The sequence below is a fragment of the Mesorhizobium sp. WSM4989 genome (assembly GCF_029625795.1).
In the GTDB taxonomy this organism is placed as follows: Bacteria; Pseudomonadota; Alphaproteobacteria; order Rhizobiales; family Rhizobiaceae; genus Mesorhizobium.
Genome location: NZ_JARTVN010000001.1, coordinates 1,683,909 through 1,698,751 on the forward strand (window position 1 = coordinate 1,683,909; position 14,843 = coordinate 1,698,751).

Sequence of the window (14,843 nt, forward strand, 5' to 3'; positions counted from 1 at the left end):
ACCTTGGAAAAGCCGGGTTCGTCCCGGCTTTTTTGTTAGGAAAGCCGCATATGCTGAGACAAAAGCCGGCGCTTGCGGTTTTCACCGGCGTCAAATGATCTAGATTGCCGGTGGATACTGTTGCGACGAGGAGAACGCATGACGGTCGGCCGCTCCCGCACGTTTTTCGCATCGATGCTGGCGATCGCCTTCGCCGCCAGCCTGCAGGCCAGCCTCGCTGATGAGTGGCACACCACGTCCTCGCTGACCGGCCCGTCCAAATACGGCGAAAATTTCCAACGCTACGACTATGTCAATCCGGACGCTCCCAAGGGTGGCGCCCACGACTCCGTCGTTGTCGGCACTTTCGACAGCTTCAATCCCTATATCGTGCCGGGGTCGCCGGCCGCGGGGCTCGCCGGGTTCGGCGGCGGCCTGCTCTACGACACGCTGATGGACCAGGCGACCGACGAGGGCAGCGTCAGCCACCCGCTGGTTGCCGAGGCCTATAAATACCCGCCCGACTATTCCTCTGCGACCTACCGGCTCGACCGGCGAGCGAAATGGCATGACGGCCAGCCGATCACCGTCGACGATGTGGTCTGGTCGTTCCAGGTGCTGAAGGCCAACGCCCCCCAATACAACCGCTATTTCGAGAACGTTACCGACGCGGTGGCGATTTCCGACCGCGAGGTCGAGTTTCATTTCAACCAGAAGGGCAACCGCGAGCTGCCCAAGATTATCGGCGATCTGGTCGTCCTGCCGAAGCACTGGTGGGAGGGCACCGATGCCAGCGGCAAGAAGCGCGACATCACCAGGCCGACTCTCGAGCCGCCGCTGGGATCAGCCGCCTACAAGATCGCCAGCTTCAAGCCGGGTTCCGAGATCGTCTGGCAGCGCGTGGCTGATTACTGGGGCGCCAAGCTGCCGGTGAAGATCGGCCGGGAGAACTTCGACACTCAGCGCTTCACCTACATACTGGACGAGAATGCTGCGTGGCAGGCCTTTACCAAGGGCGGGCTAGACGACATCAAGGCCGAAAACAGCTCGCGGCGGTGGGCGACGGCTTACAACTTTCCGGCGGTGAACGCCGGCGACGTGATCAAAAAGGAATTCAAGACCACTTCGCCGGAGCCGATGCAAGCCTTCATGCTGAACCAGCGCCGGCCGCTGTTCCAGGATCGCCGGGTCCGCGAGGCGCTAACCTATCCCTATGACTTCGAGACGATGAACCGAACGCTGTTCTTCAATTCCAACACGCGCACCCAAAGCTATTTCCAAGGTACGGAACTCGCGTCGAGCGGATTGCCGCAAGGCAAGGAACTCGAAATCCTCGAGAAGTATCGCGACAAGCTGCCGCCTGAACTGTTCACCCAGGAATTCAAGCTGCCGGTCTACGACTCACCGCAAGCGGAGCGGAAATATCTGAAGCAGGCTGTCGACCTCTTCGCCCAGGCCGGCTGGGTGATCAAGGGCGGCAAGATGATGAACGCCAAGAGCGGCGCGCCGTTCAAATTCGAGATCCTCGGCACGTCCGACACGGATCAGATCCTCTCCGGCAACTATATCGCCAATCTGCGCAAGATCGGCGTCGATGCGACGCTGCGCATCATCGACCCCAGCCAGTACGTCAACCGCGTCAACAATTTCGACTACGACGTCATCACCAACGTGCTGCAGCAATCGGATTCGCCCGGCAACGAACAGCGCGATTTCTGGAGTTCGAAGTCCGCCGATTCACCCGGCTCGCGCAATTACTCCGGCATCAAGGACCCGGTCGTCGACGCGCTGGTGGACCGCGTCATCTTCGCCACCGACCGCGACGATCTCGTCGCCGCCACTCATGCGCTCGATCGCGTGCTGTTGTGGAACTACTATACCGTGCCGCAATACTACCGGGCGGTGGTCTGGCTTGCCTACTGGAACAAGTTCGGCATGCCCGAAAAGCAGCCCAGCTACCGTGGCGCCGATATCGACTCCTGGTGGATCGATACGGCGAAGGAAAAGGCATTGACCGCCAAATACAGGGGTAACTGATGAGGCGGCAGACATTGCTTCCTCGTCGTGACTTCCTGGCGCTCGGCGCGGCGGCGACTGCCGCAGTGCTGCTGCCGGGTCGGGCTTTCGCTCGGACCCCGACCGGTGTCAAATTGCATGGGCTGTCGGCGTTCGGCGATTTGAAATACAAGCCTGACTTCGCGCATTTCGATTATGTCAATGTCGATGCGCCGCAAGGCGGCACCTTCAATTTCCAGCCTTTCAACTGGGTCGCGAACCAGACCCCGCTGACCTTCAGCACCCTGAATTCATTCGTCCCCAAGGGCGATGCGCCGCAGCGCACGGAAATGTGCTTCGATGCGCTGATGGTGCGGGCGCTTGACGAGCCCGACGCCGTCTATGGGCTGATCGCCGACGGGGTCACGATTTCCGACGACCGCAACGGCTTCACCTTCTCGCTGCGCCCGCAGGCCCGTTTCCACGACGGCACGCCGCTGACGGCCGAGGATGCCGCCTTCACCTTCAAGCTGCTGAAGGACAAGGGGCACCCAGACTATTCGCTGTCGCTGACGCATCTGGAGGACGCCGTAGCGGTGGACGCCCACACGCTTGAACTCAAATTCTCAGGCAAGCAGGCCTCCCGCACGATTCTCAACGTCGTCCAGATGCCGATCCTGTCGAAAGCCTTCTATACGGCCAATCCGTTCGATTCCTCGCAGATGAATCCTCCGTTGGGTTCAAGCGCCTACAAGATCGGCCGCTGGTCGGCCGGGGCCTGGATCGAATATGAGCGGGTGGCCGACTATTGGGGCAACGATCTTCCGGTCAATCGCGGCCAGAACAATTTCCAGCGCATTCGCATCGAATCCTACCAGAACCGCAACGCCGCGTTCGAAGCGTTCAAGAAGGGCGAGATCCTCTACAGGGAAGAATCCGTTTCGCGTGTCTGGGCCACGGGTTACGATTTTCCGGCTGTCACGGCCGGCAAGGTGGTGAAGCACGAATTCCCGGCGGAAAAGGTGCCTTCCATGCAGGCCACCGCCGTCAATCAAAGGCGGGAACAGTTCCGGGACTCCCGCGTTCGGCAGGCGATCGCACTCTGCTTCGACTTCGAATGGACCCGACGCAATTTCTTCTACGGCTCATATGAGCGCTCGCAGTCTTGCTTCGAGAAATCGGATTTTCGCGCCGAAGGCGTGCCGTCGCCGCAGGAACTGACTTTGCTGGAGCCGCTGCGGGATCAGATTCCGCCCGAGACTTTCGGCGAAGCCGTGACCCAGGCTGTATCGAACGGCTCAGGCCGCGACCGCCAATTGCTGGGCAAGGCGGCGAAGCTTCTCGCCGAGGCCGGCTGGAAGCGATCCGGCGCGTTTGTCGTGAACGACAAGGGCGGACGGCTCTCAGCCGAAATCCTCGTCGACGACGACGCGTTCGTGCAGATTTACTCGCCCTGGGTCGACAATATGAAGGCTGTCGGCATCGATGCCTCAATCCGGCTGGTCGATGCCGCGCAGTATCAATTGCGACAGAACACATTCGACTACGACATGATCTCCGCCGCCTTCTCCTTTAGCGCAACCCCGACCCGTGATGACCTCGAGACCTTCTTCCATTCGCGAAGCGCGTCGGTCTCAGGCTCTCGGAACCTGCCGGGCATAGCGAGTCCGGCTATAGACGCGCTGATCGACGCCGTCGGCGCCGCCAAGGACCGTGAGGGCCTCACCGTCGCCATGCGGGCGCTCGATCGGGCCTTGCGCGCTCGGCGCGATTGGATTCCAAGTTGGTATCTGGCGAATCACCGAAGCGCCTATTGGGACATGTTCGGCTTTCCCGAGCAGAAGCCCGATTTCGGCTTTCCGGTCGAAGCGCTGTGGTGGGTCGACAAGGGCAAGGCGGCGAAAATTGGCAAAGGGTGAATTTCTTGCGGCCGAAGGCGCCGCCCCTCACCTGCCTGCCGGCATCCTCTCCCCGTATAGTCACGGGGAGAGGGAAACCTTCGTCTTTGGTTTCGCCAATCACAAGCGGCGTGGCGAACGTGCCGAGATTGCGGCCAGCCCCTTTCTCCCCGTCACTATAGGAGGAGAAATGTCCGGCAGGACGGTGAGCGGCGGCGCCGACGCCGACAATTGGTCTGAAGCGATTGCCTCGGGGACGCCTCCAGATACAGTGGTCTTCCCCAAGGAGGGCAACATCTGATGGGCGCCTATATCCTGCGCCGCATCCTTCTGATGATCCCGACGCTGTTCGGCATCATGGCGATCTCCTTCGCCGTCATCCAGTTCGCGCCGGGCGGCCCGGTCGAGCAGGTCATCGCCAAGCTCACCAACCAGGGCGGCACGGATCGCCTCGGCGGCGGCGGTGGCGACGCGGGCGCCACCAATTTCGACGTCGCCGGCGATGTCGGCTCGAAATATCGCGGGGCCCAAGGGTTGGACCCCGAATTCATCAAGAAGCTCGAAAAGCAGTTCGGCTTCGACAAGCCGCCGCTCGAGCGCTTCGGCATGATGCTGTGGAACTATGCCCGCTTCGACTTCGGCGACAGTTATTTCCGCGACATCTCGGTGCTCGACCTGATCCTGGAAAAGATGCCAGTGTCGATCTCGATCGGGCTCTGGATCACGCTGCTCTCCTACCTGATCTCGATCCCGCTCGGCATCCGCAAGGCGGTGCAGGACGGCTCGACCTTCGATGTCTGGACGAGCGGCGTGGTGATCGTCGGCTATGCCATCCCCGGCTTCCTGTTCGGCATCCTTTTGATGGTGCTGTTTGCCGGCGGCTCGTTCTGGGATTGGTTCCCGCTCCGCGGCATCGTTTCCGACAATTGGGACCAGCTGTCCTGGCCGGGCAAGATCATCGACTATTTCTGGCACATGACGCTGCCGCTGACCGCACTTGTGCTGTCGGCCTTCGCCACGACGACGCTTTTGACCAAGAACTCGTTCCTCGAGGAGATCCGCAAGCAATATGTGGTGACGGCGCGCGCCAAGGGTCTGTCGGAGCGCAAGGTGCTTTATGGCCATGTCTTCCGCAACGCCATGCTGATCGTCATCGCAGGCTTCCCGGGCGCCTTCATCTCGGCCTTCTTCACCGGCTCGCTGCTGATCGAGAACATCTTCTCGCTCGACGGGCTCGGCCTGCTCGGCTTCAAGTCGGTGATCGACCGCGACTATCCGGTGGTCTTCGCCAATCTCTACATCTTCTCGCTGCTCGGCCTGTTCGTCGCCCTGCTCTCGGACCTGATCTACACCTGGGTCGATCCGCGCATCGATTTCGAGCGGAGAGACGTCTGATGACGGCAGCTTCGGCAGAAACCAAGCCGGCCCGCGCCGCCCGGCCGTGGTTGTCGCCGCTCAATCAGCGGCGGCTGCAAAACTTCAAGGCGAACCGGCGCGGCTACTGGTCGCTGTGGATCTTCCTGTTGCTGTTCGTGCTGTCGCTGTTTTCCGAATTGATCGCCAACGACAAGCCCATCATCGCCTCCTACAAGGGCGAGATCCTGTTTCCGGTGCTGGTCGCCTATCCGGAGGAGAAATTCGGCGGCTTCTATGCCGTCACGGACTATCGCGATCCGGTGATTCAGGACGAGATCAATGCCAATGGCTGGATGATCTGGCCGCCGGTCCGCTACTCCTATCAAACGGTCAACAACGCCATCCCAGAAGCCGCACCCGCCAAGCCGTCCTGGCTTTACGACAGGAAGACGCGCTGCAGCCAGTATCCGCAGGGCGAAGCCGATCCGAACTGCGTCGTCGGCAACTGGAATTGGCTGGGCACCGACGATCAGGCGCGCGACGTGCTGGCACGCGTGCTTTACGGCTTCCGCATCTCGGTGCTCTTCGGGCTGATCCTGACGCTCGGCTCCTCGCTGATCGGCGTCGCGGCCGGCGCGGTGCAAGGCTATTTCGGCGGCTGGACGGACCTTCTCTTTCAGCGCTTCATCGAGATCTGGTCGGCGATCCCGGTGCTTTATCTGCTGCTCATCGTCTCCGCGATCCTGCCGCCCGGCTTCTTCATCCTGCTCGGCCTGATGCTGCTGTTCTCCTGGGTGGCGCTGGTCGGCGTGGTGCGGGCCGAGTTCCTGCGCGCGCGCAACTTCGAATATGTCAACGCGGCGCGCGCGCTTGGCGTGCCCAACCTCACCATCATGTTCCGCCATCTCCTGCCCAACGCCATGGTGGCGACGCTGACCTTCCTGCCCTTCCTGCTCTCGGGCTCGATCTCGACGCTGACCTCGCTCGACTATCTCGGCTTCGGCCTGCCGCCGGGTTCGGCCTCGCTCGGCGAATTGCTGAAGCAGGCGCAACGCAATCTCAACGCGCCCTGGCTCGGCATCTCCGGCTTCATCGTGATTTCGCTGATGCTGTCGCTGCTGGTCTTCATCGGCGAGGCGACGCGCGATGCCTTCGATCCGCGCAAGACGTTCAAATGAGCGACCCTCTGCTTTCCGTCCGCGATTTGAGTGTCGCCTTCGCGCAAGGCGGCACGCAATCGATCGCCGTCGACCACGTCTCCTTCGACATCGGCAAGGGCGAGACGGTGGCGCTGGTCGGCGGATCCGGATCCGGCAAATCGGTCTCGGCGCTCTCGGTGCTGAAGCTGTTGCCCTACCCGTCGGCCAGCCACCCCTCGGGAAAGATCCTGTTCCACGGCGCCGACCTGCTCCACGCCAACGAAAGGACGCTGCGCGGCGTGCGCGGCAACAAGATCACCATGATCTTCCAGGAGCCGATGACCTCGCTCAATCCGCTGCACACGATCGAGCAGCAGATCGTCGAGGTGCTGAAGCTGCATCAGGGACTGGGCGATCGCCAGGCCCACGCTCGCACGTTGGAGCTGCTCACCGAGGTCGGGATACGCGACCCGCAGAAGCGGCTCGATGCCTATCCGCACCAGCTCTCCGGCGGCCAGCGCCAGCGCGTCATGATCGCCATGGCCTTGGCCAACGAGCCGGAACTCTTGATCGCCGACGAGCCGACGACGGCGCTCGACGTGACCGTGCAGGCGCAGATCCTCGAACTGCTCGCCGGCCTGAAAAGCCGCAAGCGCATGTCGATGCTATTCATCACCCATGACCTCGGCATCGTCAGAAAGATCGCCGACCGCGTCTGCGTCATGACGAAGGGCAAAATAGTCGAGACCGGGCCGACCAAGGAGATCTTCGCCAACCCGCAACACGCCTATACCAAGCACCTCTTGGCCGCCGAGCCGAAGGGCAAACCGCCGGCGGCGAATGCCGATGCCACGGCGGTGATGACCGGCAAGGACATCAAGGTCTGGTTCCCGATCAAGCGGGGCTTCTTCCGCCGCACCGTCGACCATGTGAAGGCGGTGGACGGCATCGACGTTACCGTGCGCGCCGGCCAGACGCTCGGCGTCGTCGGTGAATCCGGCTCCGGCAAGACGACGCTAGGCCTGGCGCTCGCGCGGATGATCTCGTCCACGGGCGCGATCAACTTCAACGGGCGCGACATCAACCAGCTTTCCTTCAGCGCCATGCGGCCGCTGCGGCGCGAGCTGCAGATCGTCTTCCAGGACCCGTTCGGATCCTTGAGCCCGCGCATGTCGGTCGCGGAGATCATTGAGGAAGGGCTGAAGATCCATGCGCCGAAACTCTCGCCCGATGAGCGCGACGACAAGGTCGTCGAGGTGCTGAAGGAAGTCGGTCTCGACCCGGAGACGCGTCACCGCTATCCGCATGAATTCTCGGGCGGCCAGCGCCAGCGTGTCGCCATCGCCCGCGCCATGGTGCTCAACCCGCGCTTCGTCATGCTCGACGAGCCGACTTCGGCGCTCGACATGAGCGTGCAGGCGCAAGTGGTCGATCTGTTGCGCAACCTGCAGGCCAGGCACAACCTCGCTTATCTCTTCATCAGCCACGACCTGAAGGTCATCCGCGCCCTTGCCAACGACGTGATCGTCATGCGCAATGGTCAGATCGTCGAAGCCGGGCCGTCCGAACAGATTTTCGACCGCCCGCAAACCGACTATACGAGGGCGCTGATCTCGGCCGCGTTCCGGATCGAAACGGCACCGACCGGGGTCGTGAGCGAATAGGCTGGAAATACAGGAAAGACACTCCACGAATGGAAAAAGGCAAAGTTCTGCTTGCCCTCACCGGCTTTCACCCGCAGCGCTGGCGCGAACTGCTCGCGGCCGAGCGCGAGGTGGTGCTGGAGCCCGATGGTCCGAGCGATCCCTCGATCGCTTATGCAGTGGTGTGGAAGCAGAAACCGAATCTGTTGTCGTCGCTGCCCAATTTGCGCGCCATCTTCTCGATCGGCGCAGGCGTCGACCATATCTTCGCCGACCCCGGCCTGCCCGAGGTGCCGATCGTCCGGGTCGTTGCCGACAATCTCACGCAATACATGACCGAGTATGTCGTCTGGCGCGTGCTCGACCACCATCGCCAGGGCATGCTCTACCGAGCGCAACAGCAGAAGAAGACCTGGCACGAGCCGCCGCAACGCCCGGCCGGCGACATCTCGGTCGGCATCATGGGTCTCGGCAACCTTGGCCGCGCCGCGGCATCGGTGCTTTTGGCGCTAGGCTTCGCCGTGAACGGCTGGTCGCGCACCGAGCACCCGATGCAGGGCGTGTCGACCTATTCCGGCGAAGGCGGGCTGATCCCCTTCCTCAACGCCACCGACATCCTGGTGGTGCTGTTGCCGCTGACGCCGCGCACGCAAGGCATCGTCAATTACGCCGTTCTGAAGGAATTGCGCAAACGCAACGGCCTCGGCGGCTCGGTGCTGATCAACGCCGGGCGCGGGCGGCTGCAGAAGGATGCCGACATCCTGCGCGCGCTGGACGACGGCACGCTGAAGGAAGCGAGCCTCGACGTGTTCGAGGTCGAGCCGCTGCCGAAGACGAGCCCGTTGTGGAGCCATCCGAAAGTGTTCGTGACGCCGCATGCGGCGGCGACCTCGGACCCGGCCCATCTGGTGCCGATCATGCTTCGGCAGATGGCCGCCTTCGAGCACGGCGAAAAGCTCGAAAACGTCGTCGATCGCGAAGCGGGTTACTGAGTAGACGCCGGCTTCGAGCCCGGCAGCGCGAACTTGTCCTTCTTCTTCGGCTTGCCGCAATCGCGCCGTTCGATCGAACGGTTCATTCCGTCGATCTCGCCGCTCGCCTTGTCGCTGTCGCGCTGCGCTCTGGAGCGCATGTCCGGCGTGAACGGGCCAAAACCCATCGCCGGATTGGAGAAAGCCGGTTTTGCGGTGACCGGCAGATTGTATTGCTGCGCCAGCGCGTTGCGATTGGCTAGCAGCTGGTCGCAGGGCACGCTGTCATATTGCAGCGAGGATTGGACGTTTTCGTCCTGGCGCTCCGCCATCGAAGTGCCGCCAACGCAGCCGGCCGTCATCAGGCAAGATGCCAACACAGCCATGGTCCAGCGCATGGTAATTCTCCGTGCCGTATCGCCACGCCCTAAGCCGACACGCGATTCGGGCTTTTTCGCGAGCAGCCGTCGCCCTCATTCCGCCGGCCTGCGACGGGCTATCACCGCAAGGCCTCCTACTGGCTCGCCGCGGTCATGCCGGATGGTCGTGCTTTCCAGCGACAGGATCGCAAACCCGCTGTCGGCGAGAACGCGCCGCACATAGGCCACGGAATGCGCGTAGCGCCGCGAGGGCAGCAATGCAAAGGCATCGCCACCGGCAAGTGTCTCGACCGAGAACGCACAGAGGCCTTCATCGACCAGACTGTTGGCAATTGCTCCAACAATGCGTTCGAGCGCCCCGACATAGATGAACACGTCGGCGGCGACCACGAGGTCGGCTTTCGAGCCAGGTCGAGAGAAATGCTGGAGATCGGACTTGGAGAGCTTGTCGTAGATGCCTTTGGCGCGCGCCTTCCGCAACATGCTGCTCGAAATGTCATAGCCTTCCAGCCGGTCAACGATCGGGCGCAGCCTTTCGCCCATCAGGCCGGTGCCGCAGCCGAGGTCGAGCGCCAGCCGGAACCGGCCCGGGCTCGCCGCGCGAATGGCGCGCTCGAGAAACTCTGGCATTCGATAACCGAGTTTCCCGACCAGCGATTGCTCGAAATTGTCGGCATAGTGATCGAACAGGGTCTCGACGAAAGCGCTGGGCGGAGCCGCTGCCACCGGCGCATGACCGATCAGCTGCAGCTTGAGCGCGGAACCCAGCCGGTCCGCGGGATCGAGCTTCATGGCCATCGCCCATGCGTGGGCGGCCTGGTCGGGAAAACGTGCGGCTTCCTGCATCTCGCCGAGCCGGAACCAGCCCGCCGTCCATTGCGGCGCCAGCTCCAGCGCGCCAAGCAAAAGCTCCGCCGCCTGCGCAGGCTCGCCGGAGGCCAGCAGCATCTCGGCAAAGTCGGCGCGACGGTCGGCGTTCAAATCGCCGGACGAGGCCTGAAGTGGTTTCATGGTTCCATTGGTCCCGCCGGTGTGCGAACCGGCGGCCGGCTGTAGGACGAGTCAGCAGGCTGTTGCAACAGGCTTCCCGCGTCGAATTTAGCCACTATGTTCAAGGCCATGCGCGCCAGCGACCTGCTCAAGCCACGACCCGAAGGGCTCTACTGTCCGCCAGGCGATTTCTTCATCGATCCGGTGCGGCCGGTCAGCCGCGCACTGATCACGCACGGCCATTCCGATCATGCGCGCTCAGGCCACCGCTCGGTGCTTGCCACACAGCAAACGCTCGACATCATGGGCCTGCGCTATGGCGAGGATTTCGCCGAAACCACGCAGGCAGCAGTCATTGGCGAGACGATTGATATCAACGGCGTCTCCGTCACTTTCCATCCGGCCGGGCATGTGCTGGGTTCGGCGCAGATCGTCGTCGAGCATCAGGGCCTGCGCATCGTCGCCTCCGGCGACTACAAGCGCCAGAAGGACGCTACCTGCCTGCCGTTCGAGCCGGTGCCTTGCGATGTCTTCATCACCGAGGCGACCTTCGGGCTGCCGGTGTTCCGGCACCCGCCGGACCATGAGGAGATCGCGCGCCTGCTCAAATCGGCGACGCAATTTCCCGAGCGTTCGCACCTGATCGGCGCCTATGCGCTCGGCAAGGCGCAGCGCGTCATGCGGCTGCTGCGCGAGGCCGGTTACGACAGGCCGATCTATATCCATGGCGCGCTGGCCAAGCTCAGCGAGTATTACCAGAGCCAGGGCATCGATCTGGGGCAGATCGAACCGGCGACGGTGGAAAGCGGCGGCAAGGCCGATTTCGAAGGCGCCATTGTCGTCGGGCCGCCGGCCGCGTTCGCCGACCGCTGGGCGCGGCGCTTCCCCGACCCGATCGCCTGCTTCGCTTCAGGTTGGATGCGCATCCGTCAGCGCGCCAAGCAGGGCGGCGTCGAGCTGCCGCTGATCATTTCCGACCATGCCGACTGGGACGAGCTCATCGCCACGATCAAGGAAACCGGCGCCGAGGAGATCTGGGTGACGCATGGCCGCGAGGAAGCGCTGGTGCGCTGGTGCGAGCTGGAGGGCATCGCCGCGCGGCCGCTGCATCTTGTTGGCTACGAGGACGAGGGCGATTGATGGAACAGTGTTCGCCAATCGCCGCCGCCGAGTTCTACGGCGCCCCCCTCTGTCCTGCCGGACATCTCTCCCTCAAGGGGGGAGATTGGCAGTTTCAGCGCCGACGCATCTCCCGCGACGCGAGAGATTGGCGAAAGCCGGCGCGGCATCTGATTTCCCCCCTTGAGGGGGAAATGGCCGGCAGGACAGAGGGGGGCGCCTTGCGCCTGCTCTCGCGATTGGCATGGCGCAACCAACGATGAACCGCTTCGCCGAGCTCCTCGACCGGCTGGTGCTGACGCCTTCGCGCAACGGCAAGCTGACGCTGCTCACCGACTATTTCCGTAGCGTCGAGGATCCCGACCGCGGACTGGCGCTGGCGGCGATCACCGGCGATCTGTCGATCGCGGCGGTGAAGCCGGCGATGCTGCGCGGGCTGGTGGTCGAGCGCATGGACCCCGTGCTGTTCGGTTATTCCTACGATTATGTCGGCGACCTCGCCGAGACGGTGTCGCTGGTCTGGCCGCAGCCGGCCGGCCACATGCCGAACCACGCGCCGACGCTCGCCGAAGTGGTCGGCAAGCTGCAGGCGGCGAGCCGCTCCGACGGGCCGCAGGTGCTCGCCAGGCTTCTCGACAGCGCCAGCATCTCTGCGCGCTTCGCCATCATCAAGCTGGTTACCGGCGGGTTGCGCATCGGCGTGTCGGCGCGGCTTGCCAAGCAGGCGTTGGCCGATCTCGGCCAAGTCGATGTCGTCGAGATCGAGGAGCTCTGGCACGGGCTGACGCCACCCTACACGGCGCTCTTTGCGTGGCTGGAAGGCCGGGCGGAAAAACCGAGGAGCGCGGCGCTCGCATTGTTCCGGCCGGTGATGCTGTCCAACGCGGTCGACGACGGCGATTTGGAAAAGCTCGAACCGGCCGATTATGCGGCGGAGTGGAAATGGGACGGCATCCGCGTCCAGGCGGTGTGCGAGGGCGGCATCCGCCGGCTGTATTCGCGCACCGGCGACGATGTTTCCGGCGCCTTCCCGGACCTCGCCGCGACGATGGATTTCGAGGCGGCGCTCGACGGCGAATTGCTGGTCGGCGACCCGCGCGAGGCGACCGGAACCTTCTCCGACCTGCAGCAGCGGCTGAACCGCAAGAGCGTCTCGCCAAAAATCCAGCAGCAATATCCGGCCTTCATGCGCTGCTACGACGCGCTGCAAATCAACGGCGAGGATTTGCGCAGCCTCCCCTTCGCCGAGCGCCGCACCCGGCTCGGAGCCTTCGTCCAGACGCTCGATCCCAGCCGCTTCGACCTTTCGCCGCTGGTCGAATTTTCGGATTGGGAGACGCTGGAGCGGCTGCGCCAGGCGCCGCCGCATCCGATCATCGAAGGGGTGATGCTGAAGCGCTGGGATTCGCCCTATCTTGCCGGCCGGCCGAAAGGCCCCTGGTTCAAGTGGAAGCGCGATCCGCACACGATCGATGCGGTGCTGATGTATGCGCAGCGCGGCCACGGCAAGCGCTCGAGCTTCTATTCCGACTACACTTTCGGGGTCTGGTCAGGCCCGGAGGGATCGGAAGAGCTGGTGCCGGTCGGCAAGGCCTATTTCGGCTTCACCGACGAGGAGCTGCGGCAAATCGACAAATATGTGCGCGACCATACGATCGAGCGGTTCGGGCCGGTGCGCTCGGTGCGCGCCGATCGCAAGAATGGGCTGGTGCTGGAAGTGGCCTTCGAAGGGCTCAACCGCTCGACGCGCCATAAATCTGGCGTCGCGATGCGCTTTCCGCGCATCTCACGGTTGCGCTGGGACAAGCCCTCCGCCGAGGCCGACCGGATCGAGACGCTGCAGGCGTTGCTCGACAGCTAGAAATCTGCCGACGCTTCACCCCACCCGGCGCTTCGCGCCGACCTTCCCATCAAGGGGAGGTCGGTCGCATCCCTGGAGATAGCCCCTCGCTGCCGATGCCGAGGTCACTCCGCGATCGATACGCGGATCTCGTAGATGTCGACGGACTTGCCCTGCTTGTCGAAGTCGGAGTTGACGGCGATGGTGCCGGCCGCACCCGGGTGCTTGTTCGGGAACTGCACGTCGAACAGGTATTCGTTGCGCTCGTGGCCAACGGCATAGCGCTTGCGGCCGCAATCGCCGAGCTCGCCGAAATTGCAGTCGACCGAGATCTGCGTCTCCTTGCCTTCTTCCGAGCGGGCGATGATGTCGAACATGGCATGCTTGCCGGCGAGCTTTTCCAGCACGCCCTGGCCGACATCGAAGGCAATGGCCGAGCCGGATGCGCCCGAGCGGACGCGCAGGAACTGGCCGGTGTCGTCCTTCATCACATCTGCGGCGGCGTCGGACGGTGTGCTGACATGGGTCGGATCGCTGGGCGAGAAGACGTTGATCCAGTTCTTCGACTGATCCGCCTCGCCGGGCTTTTGCGGCGAACCGGTGTCGGCTGGCTGCGAGGAGTCTTCGTCTTCCAGCGTCGGGGTCGGCTCTGGCGGACCGGTGTTGAGTTCAGCCGCCGTCTTGAAGACGCCGGTCTGCTTGGCGAAATAGAGGCCGATGCCGGCAGCCGCCAGCAGAGTCGCCGCGACAAAGATGGCGGTGAGCGGCAGGCGTCGGCCACGGATACGCCGTTCATCGCGATCCGGCGCCACTTCGGCGCCGTTGCCGATGGACGCTCCGGGGGAGTCATCAAGCGTCGGCGCGTTCGGAAGCGCCTCGTCCGGCATGATGTCGGGCACGCGGGGCAGCACGCGCGAGCGCGGCGCATCCGATGTGTCGGGCTGCACCGGACCGTCGACGGTAATCGACGGCGACGGTGCCCCCTGGTCGGGGCCCCGCGGGGCATCCACCGGCGGCGCGGGAGACTGGCTCGGCGTGTCGACCGCCGGCCCCGGCGCGGCGTTGCCGACGAATGGACCGCTGTCCAGCGGAAGCGTCACGTCAGGAACGACCTGGACAGCCGGCAGGAATTCGGATTCGATCTCGGTGATCTTGGCCTGCACCGCCTTGCGGCGGTTGATGGCGGCTTCCACCGTCACGTTGGGGTTGGCCTGCAGCACGCGATCGAGCGCGGCAAAGGCCGAGCGATAGACCTTCTCGCGAAACGCCCGGTCCTCGGGATTGCCTTTCTCGAAGGCGTTGCGGATCGCTTTCTCGATGGCGTCCAAGCGAGCTCCCTCTGCGCGTTCGCTCACAGTTATCGATCGTTAGCCGCAGGCGACCAGTCAATCAACGGGCGGGCGGCTGCCTTGCCGACGCATCCAATGCCCATTTCGGCGTTTTTTGTTGAAGAATCAACATTTTTGTCGCCGCCGCCGGATCGGCCTGCAACGGAATCGGACGCCTGCCGGCGCGGGCCCGCAAGCCCTGCTG

At 63.6% G+C, this 14,843-nt stretch carries 12 protein-coding genes; 9 read left to right on the forward strand and 3 right to left on the reverse strand.

What is annotated here, in order from left to right:
- The first annotated feature begins 138 nt into the window (after positions 1 to 138).
- Genes P9217_RS08170 through P9217_RS08200 form a run of 7 tightly spaced genes read left to right on the forward strand, consistent with a single transcriptional unit; the run spans position 139 to position 9,002 of the window.
- On the forward strand, positions 139 to 2,016 hold the full coding sequence (locus tag P9217_RS08170) for an extracellular solute-binding protein (RefSeq protein ID WP_067324474.1): 1,878 nt from the start codon (positions 139 to 141) through the stop codon (positions 2,014 to 2,016).
- Positions 2,016 to 3,893: an extracellular solute-binding protein gene (locus P9217_RS08175; protein WP_278086255.1), complete on the forward strand. Its 1,878-nt coding sequence runs from the start codon at positions 2,016 to 2,018 to the stop codon at positions 3,891 to 3,893. The genes P9217_RS08170 and P9217_RS08175 overlap by 1 nt, the downstream gene beginning before the upstream one ends.
- Complete coding sequence (locus P9217_RS08180) at positions 3,880 to 4,173, forward strand: hypothetical protein (protein WP_278086254.1); 294 nt, start codon at positions 3,880 to 3,882, stop codon at positions 4,171 to 4,173. Before P9217_RS08175 ends, P9217_RS08180 begins: the two co-directional genes overlap by 14 nt.
- Positions 4,173 to 5,267, forward strand: a complete 1,095-nt coding sequence (locus P9217_RS08185) for a microcin C ABC transporter permease YejB (RefSeq protein ID WP_278086253.1) — start codon at positions 4,173 to 4,175, stop codon at positions 5,265 to 5,267. The genes P9217_RS08180 and P9217_RS08185 overlap by 1 nt, the downstream gene beginning before the upstream one ends.
- Positions 5,267 to 6,406 (forward strand): ABC transporter permease, encoded by a 1,140-nt coding sequence (locus P9217_RS08190; protein ID WP_095824249.1) that lies wholly within the window; start codon positions 5,267 to 5,269, stop codon positions 6,404 to 6,406. The genes P9217_RS08185 and P9217_RS08190 overlap by 1 nt, the downstream gene beginning before the upstream one ends.
- Entirely contained in the window at positions 6,403 to 8,031 is a 1,629-nt protein-coding gene (locus P9217_RS08195) for an ABC transporter ATP-binding protein (protein WP_278086252.1), read from the forward strand. Before P9217_RS08190 ends, P9217_RS08195 begins: the two co-directional genes overlap by 4 nt.
- Positions 8,032 to 8,060: 29 nt before the next feature.
- Entirely contained in the window at positions 8,061 to 9,002 is a 942-nt protein-coding gene (locus tag P9217_RS08200) for a glyoxylate/hydroxypyruvate reductase A (protein ID WP_278086251.1), read from the forward strand.
- Here P9217_RS08200 and P9217_RS08205 read toward each other — a convergent pair.
- Both P9217_RS08205 and P9217_RS08210 read right to left on the reverse strand, forming a co-directional pair.
- Positions 8,996 to 9,379 (reverse strand): hypothetical protein, encoded by a 384-nt coding sequence (locus P9217_RS08205; RefSeq protein ID WP_278086250.1) that lies wholly within the window; start codon positions 9,377 to 9,379, stop codon positions 8,996 to 8,998. The genes P9217_RS08200 and P9217_RS08205 overlap by 7 nt on opposite strands.
- Before the next feature lie 75 nt (positions 9,380 to 9,454).
- Positions 9,455 to 10,372, reverse strand: coding sequence for a methyltransferase domain-containing protein (locus tag P9217_RS08210; RefSeq protein ID WP_278086249.1), 918 nt, complete (start codon positions 10,370 to 10,372; stop codon positions 9,455 to 9,457).
- A 108-nt stretch (positions 10,373 to 10,480) separates the two neighbouring features.
- Here P9217_RS08210 and P9217_RS08215 point away from each other — a divergent pair, with 108 nt between their 5' ends.
- Together P9217_RS08215 and P9217_RS08220 are read left to right on the forward strand one after the other, a co-directional pair.
- Positions 10,481 to 11,491, forward strand: coding sequence for a ligase-associated DNA damage response exonuclease (locus P9217_RS08215; RefSeq protein ID WP_095824408.1), 1,011 nt, complete (start codon positions 10,481 to 10,483; stop codon positions 11,489 to 11,491).
- A gap of 238 nt (positions 11,492 to 11,729) precedes the next feature.
- Complete coding sequence (locus tag P9217_RS08220; RefSeq protein ID WP_278086931.1) at positions 11,730 to 13,331, forward strand: cisplatin damage response ATP-dependent DNA ligase; 1,602 nt, start codon at positions 11,730 to 11,732, stop codon at positions 13,329 to 13,331.
- A gap of 104 nt (positions 13,332 to 13,435) precedes the next feature.
- On the opposite strand, the gene P9217_RS08225 is transcribed toward P9217_RS08220, so the two are convergent.
- Positions 13,436 to 14,638, reverse strand: a complete 1,203-nt coding sequence (locus P9217_RS08225) for a hypothetical protein (RefSeq protein WP_278086248.1) — start codon at positions 14,636 to 14,638, stop codon at positions 13,436 to 13,438.
- Positions 14,639 to 14,843 lie beyond the last annotated feature (205 nt).

What these genes read in the sequence shown, in the direction of transcription:
- P9217_RS08170 (WP_067324474.1), top strand. Translation starts at nt 139, where the DNA reads ATGACGGTCGGCCGCTCCCGCACGTTTTTCGCATCGATGCTGGCGATC.
- P9217_RS08175 (WP_278086255.1), top strand. Translation starts at nt 2,016, where the DNA reads ATGAGGCGGCAGACATTGCTTCCTCGTCGTGACTTCCTGGCGCTCGGC.
- P9217_RS08185 (WP_278086253.1), top strand. Translation starts at nt 4,173, where the DNA reads ATGGGCGCCTATATCCTGCGCCGCATCCTTCTGATGATCCCGACGCTG.
- P9217_RS08190 (WP_095824249.1), top strand. Translation starts at nt 5,267, where the DNA reads ATGACGGCAGCTTCGGCAGAAACCAAGCCGGCCCGCGCCGCCCGGCCG.
- P9217_RS08195 (WP_278086252.1), top strand. Translation starts at nt 6,403, where the DNA reads ATGAGCGACCCTCTGCTTTCCGTCCGCGATTTGAGTGTCGCCTTCGCG.
- P9217_RS08200 (WP_278086251.1), top strand. Translation starts at nt 8,061, where the DNA reads ATGGAAAAAGGCAAAGTTCTGCTTGCCCTCACCGGCTTTCACCCGCAG.
- P9217_RS08205 (WP_278086250.1), bottom strand. Translation starts at nt 9,379, where the DNA reads ATGCGCTGGACCATGGCTGTGTTGGCATCTTGCCTGATGACGGCCGGC.
- P9217_RS08210 (WP_278086249.1), bottom strand. Translation starts at nt 10,372, where the DNA reads ATGAAACCACTTCAGGCCTCGTCCGGCGATTTGAACGCCGACCGTCGC.
- P9217_RS08215 (WP_095824408.1), top strand. Translation starts at nt 10,481, where the DNA reads ATGCGCGCCAGCGACCTGCTCAAGCCACGACCCGAAGGGCTCTACTGT.
- P9217_RS08220 (WP_278086931.1), top strand. Translation starts at nt 11,730, where the DNA reads ATGAACCGCTTCGCCGAGCTCCTCGACCGGCTGGTGCTGACGCCTTCG.